Annotated in this window: 17 protein-coding genes; 5 read left to right on the top strand and 12 right to left on the bottom strand. The window is 70.8% G+C overall.

The window, feature by feature from the left end; translation table 11 throughout:
* Window positions 1-258 precede the first annotated feature (258 nt).
* Together ACWIGI_RS11935 and ACWIGI_RS11930 are read left to right on the top strand one after the other, a co-directional pair.
* Complete coding sequence (locus ACWIGI_RS11935) at window positions 259-1,725, top strand: Hsp70 family protein (protein ID WP_454202374.1); 1,467 nt, start codon at window positions 259-261, stop codon at window positions 1,723-1,725.
* 539 nt (window positions 1,726-2,264) lie between these two features.
* On the top strand, window positions 2,265-2,435 hold the full coding sequence (locus tag ACWIGI_RS11930) for a hypothetical protein (protein ID WP_454202373.1): 171 nt from the start codon (window positions 2,265-2,267) through the stop codon (window positions 2,433-2,435).
* Between the two features lie 24 nt (window positions 2,436-2,459).
* Here the strand turns inward: ACWIGI_RS11930 and tsaD are convergent, their stop codons facing one another.
* The 6 genes from tsaD to ACWIGI_RS11900 all read right to left on the bottom strand — a co-directional run bounded on the left by tsaD (window position 2,460) and on the right by ACWIGI_RS11900 (window position 8,343).
* The gene (tsaD, locus tag ACWIGI_RS11925) at window positions 2,460-3,491 is read right to left on the bottom strand and encodes a tRNA (adenosine(37)-N6)-threonylcarbamoyltransferase complex transferase subunit TsaD (protein WP_454202372.1); all 1,032 of its coding nucleotides are present in this window, start codon (window positions 3,489-3,491) and stop codon (window positions 2,460-2,462) included.
* Window positions 3,488-4,036, bottom strand: a complete 549-nt coding sequence (rimI, locus tag ACWIGI_RS11920) for a ribosomal protein S18-alanine N-acetyltransferase (RefSeq protein ID WP_454202371.1) — start codon at window positions 4,034-4,036, stop codon at window positions 3,488-3,490. Before rimI ends, tsaD begins: the two co-directional genes overlap by 4 nt.
* The gene (tsaB, locus tag ACWIGI_RS11915) at window positions 4,033-4,725 is read right to left on the bottom strand and encodes a tRNA (adenosine(37)-N6)-threonylcarbamoyltransferase complex dimerization subunit type 1 TsaB (protein WP_454202370.1); all 693 of its coding nucleotides are present in this window, start codon (window positions 4,723-4,725) and stop codon (window positions 4,033-4,035) included. The genes rimI and tsaB overlap by 4 nt, the downstream gene beginning before the upstream one ends.
* Window positions 4,726-5,174: 449 nt before the next feature.
* The gene (gene tsaE, locus ACWIGI_RS11910) at window positions 5,175-5,630 is read right to left on the bottom strand and encodes a tRNA (adenosine(37)-N6)-threonylcarbamoyltransferase complex ATPase subunit type 1 TsaE (RefSeq protein WP_454202369.1); all 456 of its coding nucleotides are present in this window, start codon (window positions 5,628-5,630) and stop codon (window positions 5,175-5,177) included.
* Window positions 5,627-6,763: an alanine racemase gene (gene alr, locus ACWIGI_RS11905; RefSeq protein ID WP_454202368.1), complete on the bottom strand. Its 1,137-nt coding sequence runs from the start codon at window positions 6,761-6,763 to the stop codon at window positions 5,627-5,629. The genes tsaE and alr overlap by 4 nt, the downstream gene beginning before the upstream one ends.
* A 134-nt stretch (window positions 6,764-6,897) precedes the next feature.
* Entirely contained in the window at window positions 6,898-8,343 is a 1,446-nt protein-coding gene (locus ACWIGI_RS11900) for an NAD(P)H-hydrate dehydratase (RefSeq protein WP_454202367.1), read from the bottom strand.
* 426 nt (window positions 8,344-8,769) lie between these two features.
* On the opposite strand from ACWIGI_RS11900, the gene ACWIGI_RS11895 reads away from it, so the two are divergent.
* Complete coding sequence (locus ACWIGI_RS11895) at window positions 8,770-9,195, top strand: cupredoxin domain-containing protein (RefSeq protein ID WP_454202366.1); 426 nt, start codon at window positions 8,770-8,772, stop codon at window positions 9,193-9,195.
* An 80-nt stretch (window positions 9,196-9,275) separates the two neighbouring features.
* On the opposite strand, the gene glmS is transcribed toward ACWIGI_RS11895, so the two are convergent.
* Entirely contained in the window at window positions 9,276-11,144 is a 1,869-nt protein-coding gene (glmS, locus tag ACWIGI_RS11890; protein ID WP_454202365.1) for a glutamine--fructose-6-phosphate transaminase (isomerizing), read from the bottom strand.
* A gap of 101 nt (window positions 11,145-11,245) precedes the next feature.
* Between glmS and ACWIGI_RS11885 the strand changes: the two genes are divergently transcribed.
* Window positions 11,246-12,112, top strand: a complete 867-nt coding sequence (locus tag ACWIGI_RS11885) for a dienelactone hydrolase family protein (RefSeq protein WP_454202364.1) — start codon at window positions 11,246-11,248, stop codon at window positions 12,110-12,112.
* A gap of 419 nt (window positions 12,113-12,531) precedes the next feature.
* Here ACWIGI_RS11885 and ACWIGI_RS11880 read toward each other — a convergent pair whose 3' ends face one another.
* The 4 genes from ACWIGI_RS11880 to ACWIGI_RS11865 all read right to left on the bottom strand — a co-directional run bounded on the left by ACWIGI_RS11880 (window position 12,532) and on the right by ACWIGI_RS11865 (window position 15,708).
* Window positions 12,532-14,568 carry a hypothetical protein gene (locus tag ACWIGI_RS11880; RefSeq protein WP_454202363.1) on the bottom strand — a complete coding sequence of 679 codons (2,037 nt, stop codon included), beginning with the start codon at window positions 14,566-14,568 and terminating at the stop codon, window positions 12,532-12,534.
* The gene (locus tag ACWIGI_RS11875; protein ID WP_454202362.1) at window positions 14,565-14,885 is read right to left on the bottom strand and encodes a hypothetical protein; all 321 of its coding nucleotides are present in this window, start codon (window positions 14,883-14,885) and stop codon (window positions 14,565-14,567) included. Before ACWIGI_RS11875 ends, ACWIGI_RS11880 begins: the two co-directional genes overlap by 4 nt.
* A gap of 209 nt (window positions 14,886-15,094) precedes the next feature.
* Window positions 15,095-15,406, bottom strand: a complete 312-nt coding sequence (locus tag ACWIGI_RS11870; RefSeq protein WP_454202361.1) for a DUF6802 family protein — start codon at window positions 15,404-15,406, stop codon at window positions 15,095-15,097.
* Between the two features lie 101 nt (window positions 15,407-15,507).
* A complete protein-coding gene (locus ACWIGI_RS11865) occupies window positions 15,508-15,708 on the bottom strand; it encodes a PspC domain-containing protein (protein ID WP_454202360.1) in 201 nt (66 codons plus the stop codon).
* Window positions 15,709-15,824: 116 nt separating this feature from the next.
* On the opposite strand from ACWIGI_RS11865, the gene ACWIGI_RS11860 reads away from it, so the two are divergent.
* Window positions 15,825-17,468: an ABC-F family ATP-binding cassette domain-containing protein gene (locus ACWIGI_RS11860; protein ID WP_454202359.1), complete on the top strand. Its 1,644-nt coding sequence runs from the start codon at window positions 15,825-15,827 to the stop codon at window positions 17,466-17,468.
* 206 nt (window positions 17,469-17,674) lie between these two features.
* On the opposite strand, the gene glmM is transcribed toward ACWIGI_RS11860, so the two are convergent.
* Window positions 17,675-19,042, bottom strand: coding sequence for a phosphoglucosamine mutase (gene glmM, locus ACWIGI_RS11855; RefSeq protein WP_454202358.1), 1,368 nt, complete (start codon window positions 19,040-19,042; stop codon window positions 17,675-17,677).
* Window positions 19,043-19,093 lie beyond the last annotated feature (51 nt).

Below are 19,093 nucleotides of genomic sequence, written 5' to 3'. Positions count from 1 at the left end.
TCACCCCCGTCACGCCGCCGCCGAACAGTTACACAGTTGCTTCATCCCACAGTTGCTGAACCCCACTGCGCGGGAGTTTCCGCACAGCGCTGAGACGAGAGCCTTACCGCAAGTGATCGCTGGCTGGTCCCGAAGCCCCATCGGACGGGGGCCCGGCCGGATCCGTAGCTCGGGATCACCCGTCATCCACGGGGCGGTCCCAGAGTCCGTTCGAGATGGTCGTCTACACCCGGACCATCCGCTCGAAGGGAGGTGAACATGCGAACATCCCTCGGCATCTCCGCGGGGAGCGAAGTGGTGTGCTCGGCCACGGTCACCACCGCACCCAACGGCGCCCAGAACTTCGACTACCGAATGGTCACCGCCGACACGGCACATTCGGACCTGGGTGACCTGGTCGCCTCCTCCATCGAGCTGATGACCACCCAGATTCCGCGCGAGACAGTGCATCCGGTCGGCGCGCATCCCGGACCGCTGTCGGCACAGCAGGATTCGGAGTCCGGCGCACCCGGCGACATCGCGGTGGCGTATCGAGACCGGGAACAGGCCCAGATCATCCGGTCAGCTATCGGCCGGCAACGTCGCGAGGTGCGACTGATCCCGGAAACCACGGCGGCCCTGGCCTTCCTGCGCCACACCGGTTTGCTGGACAGATACGAAACCGTCGCGGTGCTCGACATGGGCGCCTCCGGGTCCACCGTCACCGTGGCCGACCACGCCGACGACACCGTGCTCCGGTCCGAGCGCACCGCCGCCGTCAGCGGCAACGCGGTCGACGAACTGATCCTGCAGCACCTGATGGATTGCCACCTGGCGCGCCGCGGCACGCGGCCCAATCGCGGCATGCTGCTCAACCGCAGTCGCGCGGCCAAGGAGCACCTGTCCATCGCGCCCGCGGTCACCATCGACCACGTGGCCGGGCAGCCGCTCAAGCTCACCCGGGTGGATTTCGACGAGCTGGTCGCCGACCTACTACGCGAGCTCTCGGGCTTCGCCCGCGGGGTTTTTGCCCGCGCCCCGAAATTCCCGGAGGCGGTCGCGGTCATCGGCGGCGGCGCGAACACCCCCGCCGTGGTGGCCAATCTCGAACGGCAGCTCGATGTTCCGGTGTTCACCGTGCCCGAGCCGGAATCGGCCATCGCCAAAGGCGCGGCGCTCACCGCGGATTCGGCCACACCCACCGCCTTTCCGGTCATCAGCCGCGGCGCCGACGCGCCGATCGGCACCTTCACCAAGCTCGCGGGCACGCTCGCCGGCGCCATCGTGGTGGTCGGGCTGATCATCGGATACGGCGTGAAGGAGCTGGTCCCCGAACCGCAGGGCACCAACTACTCCCCCACCACCGGTGTGCAGCAGCCGGTTTCGTCCACCGTGCCGAGCACCGGCGCGGGCGTCGGCCCCGGCCTCAGCACCACCACGGTCCCGAACCGCGAGACCGCCCGCCGCACCACCCCGCCGCCGGTCACCACCACCGGCCCCGCGGGCGCCACCACCGCCGGCCCGAGCACCACGGTCACCACCATCCAGCAGCCGCCCCTGCGCCCGGATCCCGGTCTGCCGCAGATCCCGTTCCCCTCCGACCTGCCGCGCCTCCTCGGCCCCCTCCTGGGCACCACCCCGCCCAGCGAGTCCGCCGACCCGAGCGCCCCCGCCACCACGACCCCGCGCCGCGACTCCGGTTCCGGCGCCGGTTCGACCACGACGTCGGTCCGTCCCACCAACTGACCGATCTCCCCGCGCCCCCACCCCCGGTCGCGGCTCACCGTCGAAAGTCCTTCGGCCCCACGCGAGTGCCGCCGACTCTCCCGACGCCCCCTCCGGTCGAGCACCCTCGAACCCGCCCGCGCAGGCCGTCTCGCGTCCCCCACCACGCTCTTCATATCCAGCCCATCCCCCGCCACTCCCCACCCGTTACCCCCACACGCCGACCTCCCGCGCGCCAATCCCCGACTCGCCGAACCGAAGTCGCACACCCCGGACCAGGCCCTCTCACCCAGGTCCGTGTCGCCCCCGCCCGATACGGCACGCGGACAACACGATCCGCCGCGCTACCGCGGCACCCCGGCCGGCGATTCCCTACCGAACGAGCTCCCGACTCGGGCCACGTCTTCAGCTCAGCGACCGCACCCAACACGGCGACCTGCTGATCCACCACCCCCGAACCGGCCCACGGTTTCCGGGGCGGGGGAAGTTCCGGCTGGGGGCGCGCCGCATACGTCGTTAGCGTCGCGAGCGGGAATCTTCCCGAGGAGTGAGGTGGCTCTATGCGGATCAGGGACGTCGCGGCCGGGTGCGTGGCGGCGGTGGGATTGGCGTTGTCGGTGTTGTCGACCGCGCCGGCGGTCGAGGGGGCCGGGGAGCACGACGGCGGGATCGTCTGCGCTGTGCTGTCGGTCGCGCACATCGCGACGCCCGCGTGTGCGGACCGGGGGTAGCGGCGGACGGGCGCGGGTCCGGCGTCAGAGCTGGCTGGTGGAGACCGGCAGGCCCGGATCGGTGGCCACGGTCAGCTCGGAGGGCTGGGCGCCGCCCGCGATCACGTGCGCGCCGAGGGTGGCGATCATGACGCCGTTGTCGGTGCACAGGCGCGGCTTCGGGACGCGCAGCGTGAGACCGGCGGCGGCGCACCGTTCCTGGGCCATCGAGCGGATGCGGGAGTTCGCGGTCGCGCCGCCGCCGAGCACGATCGTGTCGACGCCGACGTCCTCGGCCGCGCGCACGGCCTTCATCGTCAGCACGTCCGCCACCGCCTCCTGGAAGGACGCGGCGATATCCGGGATCGGCACCTCGCGGCCCTCGCGCTGCGCGGCCTCGACGTAGCGCGCCACCGCGGTCTTGAGCCCGGAGAACGAGAAGTCGTACCGCGCGTCGCGCGGACCCGTCATGCCGCGCGGGAACGCGATGGCCGCCGGATCACCCTCGGCGGCAATGGCGTCGAGCACGGGTCCGCCCGGATAGCCGAGTCCGAGCAGCCGGGCCACCTTGTCGAACGCCTCACCGGCGGCGTCGTCGATGGTGCTGCCGAGTTCGACGATCGGCTGCCCGAGGTCGGTGACCTGCAGCAGGTGGGTGTGGCCGCCGGACACCAGCAGCGCGACCGCGGGCGGCATGGGCCCGTGTTCGAGGGTGTCCACCGCGACGTGCCCGCCGAGGTGGTTGAGCGCGTAGAACGGGATATCCCAGGCCGCCGCATAGGCTTTCGCCGCCGCGACCCCGACCAGCAGGGCGCCGGCGAGTCCGGGCCCGATGGTGACGGCCAGCGCGTCGGGCCGTTCGATATCGGCCGCCGCGAGCGCCCGGCGCATGGCCGGGACGATGGATTCCAGGTGGGCGCGGGAGGCGATCTCGGGCACCACGCCGCCGAAGCGCGCGTGCTGATCCACGCTGGAGGCGACCTCGTCGGCGAGCAGTTCGCAGGATCCGTCCGGCAGGTGCCGGACGATGCCGACCCCGGTCTCGTCGCAGGAGCTCTCGATACCCATGACGATCATGACGTGACCTCGGTGTCGTGCGGGAGCGCCTCGGCCGCGCCGGTCTTCTCCGCCGCGAAAGCCGCGGCGCCCTGCGGGAATCCGGCCAGGGCCGGGCGGCGCATGGTGTACGCGTCCGCGCCGCTGGGCTGGTAGTAGTTCTTGCGCAGGCCGATGATGTGGAAGCCGTGCTTCTCGTACAGCGCGATGGCGGGCGCGTTGTCGGTGCGCACCTCCAGGAACACCGGCCCGCCGCGCCGGCCGGCCTCGGCGAGCAGCGCGTGGAGCAGCTGGGTGCCGATGCCGCCGCGATGCACGCGCGGATCCACACCGATGGTGTGGATTTCGGCCTCGGGATGTTCGGGGGTGCCGAGCAGGGCGATGCCGGCGTACCCGACCATGCGGTTGTCGGCATCGCGGGCGGTGATGTAGCGGTTGTGCGGTCCGGCCAGTTCCGACAGGAACGACACCTCGTGCCAGGGATCGTCCTCGGGAAAGAGCACGGTCTCGAGCTGGGCGCAGCGCGCGGCGTCGCTCGGCCGCATCGGTCCGATGCGGATGGTCATCGGCCCACCTGCGCGTAGCTCTTCTCGACCGCGTCGGGCCGGCGCAGGTACAGCGGCACGAGCGGTTCGGGCGTGACGCCGGCGAGCAGATCGGCGGCGGCGCAGCGCACCAGCCCGGCCGGGGACGGGGTCTCCACCGGCAGCACCGGGAGATCGAAGTAGTCCACGTGCGAGGCCGACCCCGCGATGACGGTCGCGGTGCCCGGATCCAGGTCGGCGGGCTTGCTCACCTCCGGCCCTTCGATGCGGCCGGTGGTGTCGTAGCGCGCCCAGTACACCTCGCGGCGGCGGGCGTCGGTGACGACCAGCAGTTCGACGGGTTCCGTGCGATCGCGCAGATAGCTTTCGGTGTCGGCGGCGATGGCGTCGAGGCTGCACACCCCGAACACCGGCACGCCCAGCGCGTCACCGAACGCGGCCGCGGTGGCCATGCCGACCCGCAGCCCGGTGAACGGCCCCGGGCCCACGCCCGCGACGACCGCCGCGATATCGGCTCTGGGCCGCCCGGATTCGGCCAGGCAGGCCAGGATCTGCGGGGTCAGCACCTCGTTGTGCGCGCGTGCGTCCACGGTCACCCTGGAGGCGATCGTGGTGATTCGAGGTGCGGAAGCCTCGCCGTCCGCCGGTTCCAGTTCCACCAGTCCCGCCGTAACGGCAGGAGTCGAGGTGTCGACAGCCAATACAAGCATGATTGCCCCCACGATACTGGGTTGTCTGCCTCCGCTCCGCTCCGGCGGGTTCGCGGCCCCTGAAGTCTCGTTCTTCCCTCCCTCCGCACAGCGCCCTCTTGCCCTCCGCTGCGCTCCGGGCGGTCCGCGGCCCCCGAAGTCTCGTTCTTCCCTCCCTCCGCTCCTCCGCTTCGCTCCCCCGCTCCACTCAGTCCAGAACGAGACGGGCCGCGAACTGCCAGGTGGGACTACCCGACACGGAATGCGGGGGCTCGCTTCGCTTCGACGCGGATACCTGGATCGAGCGGGCGTCTTTCAGGAGCGAGTCCGTGCGGCGCTGTCAGGTTGGGGCGGAACTGCCGGCCTCGTAAAGGGGTCTGCTCTCAGCATGGGGTCTGCTTTCAGCGCGAATGGTTCTGTGAGAGGAGCGTCGGTGCGGCGTGACCCTGATCGCAGACGAGGGTCGGGGGTCAGTTCGATGACACCCATTCCCAGTCGGCGGTGCGGGTGTCGGAGTCGGGTTCGCGGCGGAGCAGGACGCGGAGGTGGCGGTCGGCCAGGTGCTCGACCACGCCGAGGCCCCACTCGACCACCACGACGGCGTCGTTGAGGTCGGTGTCGAGGTCGAGGGCGTCGAGCTCGTCGAGGTCGCCGCCGAGGCGGTAGGCGTCCACGTGGACCAGGGCTATCGAGCCGGGGTCGGCGGCGGCGCGGTGCTGGCGGGCGATGATGAAAGTCGGTGAGCTGACCCGGCCTTGGACGCCGAGGCCGGCGGCGATGCCGCGGGTGAGGGCGGTTTTGCCCGCGCCGAGCGGGCCGTCGAGGATCACCAGGTCACCGGCTTGCAGCTGGGTGGCGAGCTCGCGGCCGAGGGCTTCGGTGTCCTCCACGGTGGGGAGTTCGCGGTGGCCGCCGCGCGCGCTCACCGGTCACCGCCGAGGTGCCGGCGCACGACGCGTCCGCGCGGGGCGCACACCACCTCGTAGTGAATGGTGCCGAGGATGTCGGCCCACTCCTGCGCGTGCGGCTCCCCGGCGTCGCCGCCGAACAGCACCGCGGTGTCCCCCTCGCGGACCCCGGAGGCGTTGTCGCCCAGGTCCACCAGCAGCTGATCCATGCAGACGCGCCCGACATTGGGCCGCCGCGCGCCGCCGACCCACACCTCGAATTTGCCGCCGAGGGTGCGGGGCACGCCGTCGGCGTATCCGGCGGGAATGAGCGCGACGGTCGTCTCGCGTTCGGCGATCCACTCGTGCCCGTAGGACACGCCTTCCCCGGCGGCGACGTGCTTGACGAGGGCGACGCGGGCTCGGAAGGTCATGGCCGGGCGCAGCCCGAAGTCCGAGATCTCCGGAATGGGCGAGAGTCCGTACACCGCGATGCCGGGCCGAACCATGTCGAACGCCAGGTCCGGGCGGGTCAGGGTCGCGGCGGAATTGGCCAGGTGCACCAGTTCCGGTTCCAGGCCGTGTTCCTTGGCGATGGCGATGTAGTCGAGGAATCGATCCCGCTGCATGTCGATGGTCGGGTGATGCGGCTGATCGGCGTGCGCGAGATGGGAGAACACGGCGCGGAACCGCACAGTGCCCGCGGCGACCAGTTCCCGCAGCAGCTCGAGCACCGCCACGTATTCGGTGGGCGAGACGCCGTTGCGGTTCAGTCCGGTGTCGACCTTGAGCGAGACGATCGCGGTCCTGCCGACCTCGCGCGCGGCGGCGGCGACGGCCCGCAGGTGCGCGACCGACGGCGTCGCGATCTCGATGTCGGCGGCGACCGCGCTCACGAAATCGGCGTCGGAGTTGTTGAGCCAGCACAGAATCGGCGCGGTGATCCCGGCCGCCCGCAGTTGCAGCGCCTCCCCCACGGTGGTCACCCCGAGCTCGCGCGCCCCGGCCGCCAGCGCGGCCCGCGCCACCTCCGCCGCCCCGTGGTTGTATCCGTCCGCCTTCACCACGACCATGACGGCCGCGTCCCCCGCGTGCTCGGCCAGAATTCGCACATTGTGGGCAATGGCGCTCAGATCGACGAGGGTCTCCACCTGCGGGTCGGGCTTGTTCACACCCGAGATCCTGCCATCCCGGCCCCCGCGACACCGATCACACCCGGCCGGGGAGGCGGGCCGATCTCGCGCGCGGCCTGCCGGCCGAGCGGAACTCCGCGCCCGGCGCGCGGTGCGATTCGCCGCGGCCCGGCTCAGGCGGCGAGTTCGCGCAGGGTGGCGATGGCCGCGCGAATGTGCGCGAGCAGCGGGGAAGCCGAGACCGGCGCACCCGCGCCGGATGTGTCGTGCGCGGCGAGGTTGGCGGCCAGCGCGTGGACGCGGGCGCCCGCCGCGGCGGCCCAGGCGGGTTCGCGCCCGGCGGCCAGCAGGGCGGCGATGACCCCGGACAGGACATCGCCCGACCCGGCGGTCGCGGCCCAGGACCCGCCCGCCTCGTTGACCAGCACCGGCTGTCCGGGCGCGGCGACGAGCGTGGCCCGGCCTTTGAGAAGGACTGTGACCCGCCAGGATTCGGCGAGCTCACGGACCGCCGCCACCCGGTCGGGCCCGGGTTCGGCGCCGGTCAGGCGGGCGAACTCCCCGGCATGCGGGGTCAGCACCGTCGGCGCGGTGCGGCCGGCGAGCAGGGCGGGGTTCGCGGCCAGCAGGGTGAGACCGTCGGCGTCCACCACCACCGGAAGGTCGGTGGCCAGGATCTCGGCGAGCCGTTCCCCGGCCGCGGCGTCGGTGCCCGCGCCGGGGCCGAACACCCAGGACTGGACCCGGCCGGTCGCTGAAACGGAGGGCGCGGCAATGACTTCCGGGAGGTGCGCCAGCACGGACTCGGCCCCGGTTCCCGCGTAGCGGACCATGCCCGAGGTCGCGGCGACCGCGCCGCCGGTGCACAGTACGGCCGCGCCCGGATAGGTGGCGCTGCCCGCGCAGACGCCCGTCACGCCCTGGGTGTACTTGTCGTCCGCCGCTCCGGGGACCGGCCAGTGCGCGCCGATCGACACCGGTTCGAGCGCCGCGAGATTCGGCTCGGGCAGCCGTAATCCGATGGGCACCAGATCGATTCGGCCGCAGTACGGGGCCGCCAGCGCGTGCACCGGCTTGTACGCACCGAACGCGACGGTCACCGCGGCCCGCACGGCGGGACCGTCGACGGCACCCGTGTCCGGGTCGACACCACTCGGCAGATCTGTGGCGATGATCGGAACATCCACTTCGGCAACAAGTTTCGCGGCGTCCGGCCGCAGCGAGCCACGCCCGGAGATTCCCACGATCCCGTCCACGACCAGGTCGGGGGCGCCCAGATCCGCGCGTATTCGCCCGCCCGCGCGCCGTAACGCGGCCAATCCCGCCGCATGCGCACGCTCGGGCGCGAGCAGCACGGCAGCCACCGCGACCCCGCGCCGCCGCAGGAACGATCCCGCCCAGAGCGCGTCGCCGCCGTTGTCCCCGGAGCCGACCAGCAGCGTCACCGATCGCCCCGCCACGCCCCCGGTGAGCTCGCGCAGTTCCCGCACGACGACCTCCGCCAACCCGAAAGCCGCACGGCGCATGGGCATTCCGTCCGGGACCCGGCCGAACAGCTCGGCTTCCGCCGCACGGATCTCCGCGGCGGTGAAGTATCCGCGCCGGTCGCTCGAGGTCATGCGTCGCCTCCCGCGAGAGCAGGTTCGCGGGGCTCGCGCCCCGCCTGTGCAGAACGTGAGCAGACTACGCCCCGACGGTGCGGTAAGTCGGTTCACACCCCGCCGAGGGTCGGGCGCTTCGGGATCTGCCCGGGGCAGGGCTCCCGACGAGCAGGCTCCCGGCCGCGCAGGGTCGAGCACAATCCCGAACCGCGTCGACCGGGACGTTCGCGGGTCGGTACCTGCTCGCCCAGGCCGCCCGGACCGAACCCGATCCGCCGGGGGTGTTCGGCTGCGATCCGCGCGGGCTCCCCGGCCGGGCCGACTCGCGATCGAGCAGGATCCCGCGGCCGCGCCCTCGGCCGCGCGGGCCCCGTCGAGCGGGCCGCCCGGGCAGAGCGGAGGTCGAGGCCGAGCGGTGACCCGCGACGGTTTACTCTGGCCCGCATGTCGATCCGCCGCTTCTCTCCCGTGCGTGCCCTGTTCCTGGTGACCGTGCTGAGCGGGGCGTTGGCGCTGGGCGGCTGCGGTTCGGACAAGTCCGATTCCCCGACCACCTCCACCCCGGCGACCTCGACCTCTGGAGCGGCGGACACGTCCGGCCCCCGCCCGGCCGCCAGCGTGACGGTGACGGTCGACGACATGAAGTTCTCCCCCGCCAACCTCACCGTGAAGGCCGGCGACACCGTGCTGTGGAAGTTCGCCGACAAGGCCCCGCACGCGGTGCAGGGCATCGGCGACGTGGCGCTCGGCATCAACAGCCCGATCATCCGCACCGGCGAGTGGAGCTACACCTTCACCAGCCCGGGCACCTACCGCTACCTGTGCCCGCTGCACCCGGACATGAAGGGCACCGTCACCGTCGAGGCGTAGGTCCGTACCCCGCACGGTCCCCAGCTGGGCGGCGCCCGCCCGTGCCGCCGGACAGCTCCGGCGGCACGCGATCCGCCGAGCTATTCGACGGTGACGGACTTCGCGAGATTGCGGGGCTTGTCCACGTCGTAGCCGCGGGCCATGGCGACCTCGGCGGCGAAGATCTGGAGCGGAACCGTCGCCAGCAGGGGCTGGTAGAGCGTTGGGGCGGCGGGGATTTCGATGAGATCGTCGGCGAACGGGCGCACCGTGTCGTCGCCTTCCTCGGCGATGACGATGGTGCGGGCACCGCGCGCCTGGATCTCGCGGATGTTGCTCAGCAGCTTGGAGTGCAGGATCGCACGGCCCTTGGGCGAGGGCATGACCACGATGACCGGCAGGCCCTCTTCGATGAGTGCGATGGGGCCGTGCTTGAGCTCGCCCGCGGCGAACCCCTCGGCGTGCATGTACGCCAGTTCCTTGAGTTTGAGCGCGCCCTCGAGCGCCACCGGGTAGCCGACGTGCCTGCCGAGGAACAGCACCGTGGGCACGTGGGCGAGCTGCCGGGCGATGGCACGCACCTGCTCGCCCGATTCCAGCACGCGGGAAACGAGTTTCGGCATGGCCTCGAGTTCGGCGAACTCCCGCGCGACCTCGTCCGGGTACTTCACGCCGCGCGCCTGCGCGAGGGCCAGGCCGACCAGATAGTTGGCGGTGATCTGGGCGAGGAACGCCTTGGTGGAGGCCACGCCGATCTCGGGTCCGGTGCGGGTGTAGAGCACAGCGTCGGCCTCGCGCGGGATCTGCGCGCCGTTGGTGTTGCAGATGGCCAGTACGCGCGCCTTCTGCTCCTTGGCGTGCCGGACGGCCTCGAGCGTGTCGGCGGTTTCACCGGACTGGGAGATGGCCACCACGAGCGTGGAACGATCCAGAACCGGGTCGCGGTAACGGAATTCGCTGGCGAGCTCGACTTCCACGGGCAGCCGGGTCCAGTGCTCGATGGCGTATTTGGCGAGCAGCCCGGCGTGATACGAGCTGCCGCAGGCGACGACGAAGACCTTGTCGACCTCGCGCAGTTCCTGATCGTGCAGGCGCTGCTCGTCGAGGACGATCTTGCCGTCGGCGAAGTGCCCGATCAGCGTGTCGGCCACGCCCGCGGGCTGCTCCTCGATCTCCTTGAGCATGAAGTACTCGTGGCCACCCTTCTCGGCGGCGGCCAGATCCCAGTCGATGGTGAAGGGCCGGATGCGCACACCCTCGGTCGAGCCGTGGAAGTCGGTGACGGCGTAGGTGTTCGCGGTGATGACCACGGCCTGGTCCTGGCCGAGTTCGACGGCTTCGCGGGTGTGCTCGATGAAGGCGGTGACGTCGGAGGCGATGAACATCTCGCCCTGGCCCACGCCGACGACCAGCGGGGTGGAGCGGCGGGCGGCGACGATGGTGTCCGGATGGTCGGCGTGTGTGAAGACCAGGGTGAACGCGCCTTCGAGGCGGCGCACGACCCCGAGCGCGGAGGCGACGAAGTCACCGGCGGTCTCGCCCTTGGCGTAGGCGCGCGCGACCAGGTGGACCGCGACCTCGGTGTCGGTGTCGCTGCCGAGCTCGACCCCGGCCTCCTCGAGCTCGCGGCGCAGGGGCGCGAAGTTCTCGATGATGCCGTTGTGCACCACGGCGACCCGCCCGGTGTGGTCGCGGTGCGGATGGGCGTTGCGGTCGGTGGGCGCACCGTGGGTGGCCCAGCGGGTGTGGCCCATTCCGGTGGAGCCCGCGAAACGCTCGACACCGGACTCGCCGAGTTCGGCTTCCAGATTGGCGAGGCGGCCCGCTTTTCGTTCGATGGCGAGCCCGCCCGCGCCGTCGGCGATGGCCACGCCCGCGGAGTCGTAGCCGCGATACTCCATGCGGCGCAACGCGTCCACCACCACGGCCAGGGCGTCCCTATACCCCACGTACCCCACGATTCCGCACATGGGTCACCAGCCTACCGAGGTGTGCGGGGCGGGCGAATCCGGATGTGCAGCGGACCGGGCGAAACGCCCCAAGGAAGCGGCGATCCTATAAGTTCAACCTCGTGTCGGCGTCTGTGAAATCGCTCCTGAGCACTTTGACCGCCCGCGGCCCCCATCAGGTGCTGCGGGGAAACCTCGGCATCGCCGGGCAGCCCGGCGTGGTGTACACGCCCGCGAAGGGCCTGAATCTGCCCGCCGTGGCCTTCGGTCACGGGTGGCTGACGGGCGCCTCGAACTACCGTCGCCTCCTGGAGCATCTGGCGTCGTGGGGGTTCGTGGCGGCCGCGCCCGATACCGAGCGCGGCCCGATTCCGTCGCACCTGAATCTGGCGACCGATCTGATCACCACCCTGGACATCTGCACCGGGGTCCGCCTGGGCAACGGCGACATCAGCGTGCACCCCGATCGCCTGGCTCTGGCCGGGCACGGCATGGGCGCGGGCGCGGCGGTGATCGCCGCCTCCCAGCGCGAGGTGGCCGCGGTGGCCGCCCTGTACCCCTCGCCCACCGCCCCCTCCGGTGAGGCCCTGGCCCCCGGCATCGACGCCCCCGCCCTGATCCTGGCCGGCGCCGACGACCTCGACGCGGTGAACTCCAACGCCCTGCCCCTGGCCGCCGCCTGGGCGGGCCCGGCGATCCTGCGCACGGTCGAAAAGGCAACCCACAACGGCATAGTCGAAGGCCGCCGCGCCCTCTCGGCGCTCGGCGCGGGCAAACACGAGCCCAAGACCGAGCGCCTGACCCGCGCTCTGCTGACCGGCTACCTGAACTACACCCTCCTCGGCGACAAGAAGTACAAGCCGTTCGCGGACCCCGAGGCTCTGGTACCCCACACGACCTGGGTGGACCCCCACGCCCCCGAGGAGGAGCCCGCCCCGGAGGCGCAGAAGCTCCCTCTCCTGCAGTTGGTTCAGGCACTGCGCAAGTAGGGCCGGTTGGCGGCCGGCGACTCGCAGCGTGAGTGAAGATCAGCGAGCGGTGGCAGAGACAGACTACGAACTGCCCAACCCGACAGGCGCAGAGCGTGTTTCGGCAGAGCAGGAGCTCGCGGCATGGTGGGCGCGGAACTGGGGACGTCGGGTCGGGCTCGGATCGTAACCCCACGCGACAGTTGCATTCGGCAGCCTTGCCGGCGGGGTGGATTAGTCGATCCCGGCCGGACCGTCCGACAGATCCTGGACATGACACCGCGGTCAGCGTCTTTCCGAGTCAGGACAACCACCGCAGGGTTCACCCCAATCATTACTGCGTCCTTCCCCCAGTAGGCCACGCAACCGCCGCCGAGTCGCCCAGCCAGACCCACCGGAAACCCCTACCCAAACATCTCCATTCCGGTAGGAGACGCCGCCTAAGGCTGGACCGTGTCGGGGATATCTGTTCCTACGTCCGGGATTTCGGACCCTAGGGGACCTTCTCCGGGCCGTTCGGGAGGCTGCGGAGGTGCAGGGTCGGTGGGTGGGGACGCGGCGGGCGGCGGCAGGCCGTCCGGACCGAGTGGGCGCACATCCAGGTTGGGCTGGGGCGGGGAATCGGGTGGGTCGTTCGGGGCGGCGGCCTTCGGGGGCAATGGGGCCGCTTCGCAACCTGGCTGGGGTGCGGAGACCTCGGGTACCGGGTTCGGGTCAGGGGCGGGCTCGTTCAGCGGCAAGGGCATCGGCTCACAGGTGGATTGGTTGCCGGGCGGTGTGGGCGGGGGTTCGGGTGGGGCCTTGCCGTCGAGTTGGGGTGCTTGGTCTATCCCGGGCGGGCAGGGGCGTTGGGCCGGGTCGCCGTCGCGAGCGATCGGCGGGGCGGCGGGAGACTCCGCGCCGGGGGCGATCGGGGGCGGTGGCGCCGGGTGGGCGGGATCGGCTGTTGCACCTGGCTTTTCGGGCTGGAGCGGTGGGTTTTCGCAGGAATCAGGTGAGTTGCCGGAGCCGTCGGGTGGGTGATTGCCGGCTGCCGGGGGCTGGGAATCAGCGGGGTCGGATGGAGCTTCCGGGAGTGACGGGTTGGGTGCGCCCTTCGACGGCTCGGCGGGGTCGGGAGTGACATCGGCGGGGGTTAGCGGATTGGGATCCGGATTCGCGGATTCCGGGGTGGATTCGCCAGGAGTCGGCAGGAGATCCGTGAGGGCGGAGAGCGTTTCGGGGATCAGGGTGGTGAAGAGGGAATCGGCGAAGCCGGTGAGGGTCGTCAGGAAGGCGGTGGCAGCTTCGGCGAGTGGCTCGGCGGGCGAGGACCGGTCGGGCTCGGTGGCGGATCCCGGGGGCGATTGAGGGGAATCGGCTTCGGTGTCGCGGTGGGTTGTGGACGGAGTGGTGCGGGTCGAGGGGTGATCACAGGTGGTAGGGGCAGTGGATGGGACACATTGCGGCTGTCCCGGATTCGGCTTGCCGGAGTCGGGGCAGGTGGTTGCCGGAGCCGTGGACGGACCGCCGGGTGATCGGTCGCAGTCGTTCGGGAGGCCGGCGGCGGAGCCCGGATCCTGTCCGGCATAAGCGGCTGGGATCGACTGCTCGTCCGGGTTCGTATTCAGTGCGGAGCCGGAACCTGAACGCGGGTCGATGGATTCGGGTGATGTCGGCTGTCCACCAGCGTTCGGCGCACCATCGGGAGTACAACAGCCGTCGGTCGGCACGTCCCGAGCGGTGCCCGCGGGAACCGGCGCGTGTCCGAGTCGCTCCGAATCGGTGAGGCCCGAAGGCTGTTCGATTTCGAGGCCGCCCGGCTGGGGATAAGGCAGGTCGGCAATCCTGTCGAGCGCGGATATCACCGTGGCGTACTGGGATTCGAAGGCTTGATCCGCCGTTCGACAGGCTCGGGTGAAGGCATCGAGGTTGTGCTCCACCTCCGATTTGAAGGTGGTGGCGAGCCAGGGATCATCCGCGTCCAGCGTCGCGATCTCGTCGGGCGTTCTACCCGCGACAGCCACTCGCGGCGCTCCGTCCGGCGCGGATTCCAGAAGTGCGAGCGCCACCTCCGCCTTGGCCGCTGCAGCCTGGCGCAGCGGGGTGAGTAGATCGCCGAGGGCGGTGGCGGCGGACTGCGCCGCGTCGAGATCCTCTCGGGCACGGCGCAATTGGGCGACCAGTATGGATTGAGCGGCAGCGCCCGTCCCACCCTGCCAGTCCGCGGGCAGCTGGTGCGCCAACTCCCACTGCACGGACCACTGTGTCTCCGCCGCCGCCAGCGCCACGACCAGCCGGCTTCGAGCATCGTCGAGCCCGGCCAGATCGGCACCGCGTTGCTCGTCGTAGGCCGCCCGCAGGGTGGACGAGGCGCTGTTCGGCAGCGGCGTGAACGCCTCGTCGTAGCGCGGCATCACGAGCTCCCAGTACCGCAGTCCGGCGGTGCCGTAATCCAATATCTCGTCGATCGACTTTCCGGCGGGATCGAAGGTCATGGCCGCACCGCACCCGCTGCCGCCACTCGCTCCCGATCCACCCGCGCGTATTCGCCGGCGGCGTGGTCGAATACGTCTGCGGTGGCCACCGCGGCGCTGCTCCACCGGTGCAGGAAGGCCGCGATGCGGGTGAATCCCGCGTGGATGGCCGCCGCCTGGACGGCGTAGTCACGCCCCGCGTCGGAGTTCCGCGTGCCGAAGTCGTTCTCGGCCACCGCCCGAGAGTGCCGCGCGAGCACATCCGCACAGTCCCGCAGGACGGTGATCCCGGCCCGCACCGCATCCAGATCCACGTGCAGCGCACCGGATCCGGGCATGTTCGTTCCCCCCACTGATCCCCCTGAGTTTCCGACACGAGTGCGGCAACCGGCCCACCGCCGCGATCTCTCACCAGACAGCAGCCGACCGGTTCACAGTCCTGCCCCGGCCGACCGGTCCATCGTCCGGCAATAACCACCGAGGCCGTTCGGATCAGCCTCGGCGGCAACTCGATTCAGCCGGACGCGAATCCCCGCCCAGCCGCATCTCACCCCCCGAGGCGCCCGGCGTCGGTGCGCACCCATTCGGTGGACCCGTCCGGATGATGGTGAAATTCCCAGGCCGCGTACGCCCCGCCGCTGTCCACGACGGTGACGTGATCGACATACCCGTCGTGATCCATATCGGTCCAGACGTGCATGGCGCGGTCGCTGTTGGTGGTCACGGTGTCCAGCAGGCCGTCCCCGTCGATGTCCTGGGTCGGATGCTGTAGCTCCACGGCGCCGAGCGCGCCCAATTCGGAATGCGAGTCGAGATTCGGCAGATCCAAACCCCCGGACAGATCACCCGATGTGACCATGCGAACTCCTCCACTGTGACGTGGATCTCATCCTGTCACCCGCGAGCCCTCCCCGCATTGCCTTCATACCAAATGTGGATAACTCGCCACCTGTGGATGAATCAACGCTTCGGAATAACCAGCCACAGCACGAGGTACAGGATGAATTGCGGTCCCGGCAGCAGGCAGGACAGCACGAAGAGCAGTCGGACGATGCCGGGGCTCCAGCCGAAGTACTCGGCGAGGCCGCCGCACACGCCGGCGATCCACTTGTCCCGGCTCGAACGGGTGAGACGCTTCTGGGTGGTGATCGGTGTTGTCATACCTCCACTCTCCGGTTCCGGACCACCCCGCGCATCGGTCCCGCACCCGATTCCGACCCTGAACTTCGGCGGGGCCGAAGTCAGGGTGAAACCCTGAGCACGGCAGAATCTCGCAGGTGAGCACCACTCTGCATGCGCGCGGCCTAGCCGCCGGACACGGCGAGCGCACCCTGTTCGCCGACCTCGATCTCGTGCTGGCGCCCGGGGATGTGATCGGCCTGGTCGGGGTGAACGGCGCGGGCAAGTCCACCCTGTTGCGCATGCTCGCGCAGGGCGATGCCCCCGAGGGCGAGATCACCCTCAGCCCGCCCGATGCCACGGTCGGCTACCTCACCCAGGAACCCGAACGCGTCGAGGGCGAATCGGTGCTGGAGTTCCTGCGCCGCCGCACCGAGGTCGCCGCCGCGCAGCTGGCGATGGACGCCGCCGCCGAACGCCTGGCCGAGGGCGGCGAGGACGAGTTCTCCCCCGCGCTCGAACGCTGGCTGGCTCTCGGCGGCGCGGATCTGGAACAGCGCGCCGAGGAGATCGCCGCCGAACTGGGGCTCACCGACAGTCTCCCGCACGGCCTGGACACCCCCATGACCGTGCTCTCCGGCGGCCAGGCCGCCCGCGCCGGTCTGGCCTCGGTGCTGCTGTCCCGCTTCGACATTCTGCTGCTGGACGAGCCCACCAATGATCTGGATCTGAACGGCCTGGCCCGCCTGGAGCAGTTCGTGACCGGCGTCCGCGAGCCCCTCATGGTCATCAGCCACGATCGAGAGTTCCTGGCGCGCACCGTGAATCGCATCGTCGAACTGGATCTGGCGCAGCAGCAGGTAGGCCAGTACGACGGCGGTTACGAGTCGTATCTGGAGGAGCGCGAGATCGCCCGCCGTCACGTGCGCGAGGCGTACGACGAATACGCCGACACCAAGGCCGGACTCGAAGCCCGCGCCGGCATGCAGCGCAATTGGATGGAGCACGGCGTCCGCAATGCCCGCCGCAAGAGCAAACAGGATTCGGACAAGCTGGGCCGCAAGGCGCGCGCGGAAGCCACCGAGAAGCAGGCGTCCAAGGTGAAGCAGACGATGCGGCGCATCGAACGCCTCGAAGCGGTGGAGGAGCCGCGCAAGGAGTGGGAGTTGCGCATGTCCATCGCCGCCGCGCCGCGCAGCGGTTCGGTGGTGGCGACGCTGAACGGCGCGAGTGTCACCCGCGGCGATTTCACGCTCGGCCCGGTGACGGTGCAGGTGGACTACGGCGATCGCATCGTGCTCACCGGAGCCAACGGTGCCGGCAAGTCGACCCTGCTCGCGCTGCTGCTGGGTAAGACCGCCCCCGACAGCGGCACGGCCGCACTGGGTTCGGGCGTCGCGATCGGCGAGGTGGATCAGGCCCGCGGCCTCTTCCGCGGAAACGACACGCTCGCGGACACTTTCAGCGCTCTGATCCCCGACTGGCCCGAGGCCGAGGTTCGCACCCTGCTGGCCAAGTTCGGCCTGCGCGGCCCACATGTGCTGCGCCCCAACGACACCCTGTCCCCCGGCGAGCGCACCCGCGCCGCCCTGGCTCTGCTCCAGGCGCGCGGCGTCAACCTGTTGGTCCTGGACGAGCCCACCAACCACCTGGATCTGGCCGCCATCGAGCAGCTCGAACAGGCCGTCGAATCCTTCACCGGCACAGTCCTGCTGGTGACCCACGACCGCCGCATGCTCGACAACGTCCGCGCCACCCGCCGCTGGCACCTGGACGCGGGCCGGCTCACCGAGGGGCAGTGATCCGGCCCGGCACCACCGGCCCGCCACCGACGCGCGACCCACACCTGGCACGCCCACCTCGGCGCGGTAACACCTGACGCAGCACTCCCGGCTCGGGCATGGGAACGCCTGACCCAACACGCCCCGGCCCAGCTCAGCACAGCCCCACATATCGAAAAGGCCCGCTGCCCAACATGGCAGCGGGCCTCGACGTGATCGAGCTCGGATCAGACCGCGGCGACCAGCTTCGCCAGATCGCCGGCCAGCCGGTTGGCGTGCTCGGGATCGGTCGCCTCGACCATCACCCGCACCAGCTGCTCGGTTCCACTGGGCCGCAGCAGGATTCGCCCGGTGTCCCCCAGCTGACGTTCACCCTCCGCGACCGCCTCCAGCACCTCGGGCGCGACGGCGACGGCGGCCTTGTCCGAGACCGGAACGTTCACCAGCACCTGCGGCACGGTGGTCACCACTGACGCGAGATCGGCCAGGGCGCGGCCGGTTTCGGCCATGCGTGCCATGAGCTTGAGCCCGGTCAGCACCCCGTCCCCGGTGGTGCCGAACGCGGGCAGCACGACGTGCCCGGACTGCTCGCCGCCCAGGGTGTACCCACTGCGACGCAGTTCCTCGAGCACGTAGCGGTCGCCGACCGCGGTGGTGCGCACGACGATTCCGGCTTCGCGCATGGCGATGTGCAATCCGAGATTGCTCATCACGGTGGCCACCAGCGTGTCCTGTGCCAGTTCACCCGCATCGCGCATGGCCAGGGCGATGATCGCCATGATCGCGTCGCCGTCCACCACCGCGCCGGTGGCGTCCACGGCCAGGCAGCGGTCGGCGTCGCCGTCCAGGGCCAGGCCGAGGTCCGCGCCGTGCTCGCGCACCGCGGCCTGGATCTTGTCCAGATGCGTGGAGCCGCACGCGTCGTTGATATTGAGCCCGTCGGGCTCGGCGTTGATGGCGATGACCGTCGCACCCGCTTCGCGCAGGGCGGCCGGTCCGACCTCGGACGCCGCACCGTGCGCGCAGTCCACCACCACGGTGAGCCCGCCCAGATCGCGGCCGGTGGCCTCGACCAGGTGCTCCACGTAGCGTTCGTGCGTGCCCTCGAGGCTGTAGGCGGGCTGCCCCTCCTCGAGCTGTCCCGGCTTGCCGAGCACCCGCCCGATGCCCGCGCCGGTGGGCCGGGCGAAGCCGCCGTCGGCCATGAGCGCCTCGATGCGGTCCTCGATGGCGTCGTCGAGTTTGTGGCCGCCCGCCGCGAAGATCTTGATGCCGTTGTCCGGCATGGGATTGTGCGAGGCGGAGATCATGACGCCGAGGCAGGCGTCGTACACCCCGGTCAGATACGCGACGGCGGGGGTCGGCAGCACGCCGACCGAGAGCACGTCCACGCCCGCCGAGGTGAGCCCGGCGATGACCGCCGCCTCCAGCATCTCGCCGCTCGCGCGGGGATCGCGCCCGACCACTGCCAGCGCGCGCTTCTTACCCCTGCTCAGAACCTGTGCCGCCGCGGCCGAGACCCGCAGCGCCAGTTCCGGACTCAACGAGTCGTTGGCGAGCCCGCGGACACCGTCGGTGCCGAACAAACGTCCCATACCTCACCCCTGATCGGTGGAAAACAGAAAAGCAGGCACCCGAACCCACCC

The organism is Nocardia sp. NPDC055321 (assembly GCF_053645575.1).
Note: the sequence above shows the minus strand (reverse complement) of the source record. Positions and strands in the feature narration are given on the sequence as shown.

Bases quoted from the DNA above. Each gene is read 5' to 3' on its own strand.
- ACWIGI_RS11880 (WP_454202363.1), bottom strand. From the start codon at position 14,568: ATGACCTTCGATCCCGCCGGAAAGTCGATCGACGAGATATTGGATTAC.
- ACWIGI_RS11930 (WP_454202373.1), top strand. From the start codon at position 2,265: ATGCGGATCAGGGACGTCGCGGCCGGGTGCGTGGCGGCGGTGGGATTG.
- ACWIGI_RS11935 (WP_454202374.1), top strand. From the start codon at position 259: ATGCGAACATCCCTCGGCATCTCCGCGGGGAGCGAAGTGGTGTGCTCG.
- ACWIGI_RS11900 (WP_454202367.1), bottom strand. From the start codon at position 8,343: ATGACCTCGAGCGACCGGCGCGGATACTTCACCGCCGCGGAGATCCGT.
- ACWIGI_RS11865 (WP_454202360.1), bottom strand. From the start codon at position 15,708: ATGACAACACCGATCACCACCCAGAAGCGTCTCACCCGTTCGAGCCGG.
- rimI (WP_454202371.1), bottom strand. From the start codon at position 4,036: ATGACCATCCGCATCGGACCGATGCGGCCGAGCGACGCCGCGCGCTGC.
- tsaD (WP_454202372.1), bottom strand. From the start codon at position 3,491: ATGATCGTCATGGGTATCGAGAGCTCCTGCGACGAGACCGGGGTCGGC.
- glmM (WP_454202358.1), bottom strand. From the start codon at position 19,042: ATGGGACGTTTGTTCGGCACCGACGGTGTCCGCGGGCTCGCCAACGAC.
- tsaB (WP_454202370.1), bottom strand. From the start codon at position 4,725: ATGCTTGTATTGGCTGTCGACACCTCGACTCCTGCCGTTACGGCGGGA.
- glmS (WP_454202365.1), bottom strand. From the start codon at position 11,144: ATGTGCGGAATCGTGGGGTACGTGGGGTATAGGGACGCCCTGGCCGTG.
- ACWIGI_RS11895 (WP_454202366.1), top strand. From the start codon at position 8,770: ATGTCGATCCGCCGCTTCTCTCCCGTGCGTGCCCTGTTCCTGGTGACC.
- ACWIGI_RS11870 (WP_454202361.1), bottom strand. From the start codon at position 15,406: ATGGTCACATCGGGTGATCTGTCCGGGGGTTTGGATCTGCCGAATCTC.
- ACWIGI_RS11875 (WP_454202362.1), bottom strand. From the start codon at position 14,885: ATGCCCGGATCCGGTGCGCTGCACGTGGATCTGGATGCGGTGCGGGCC.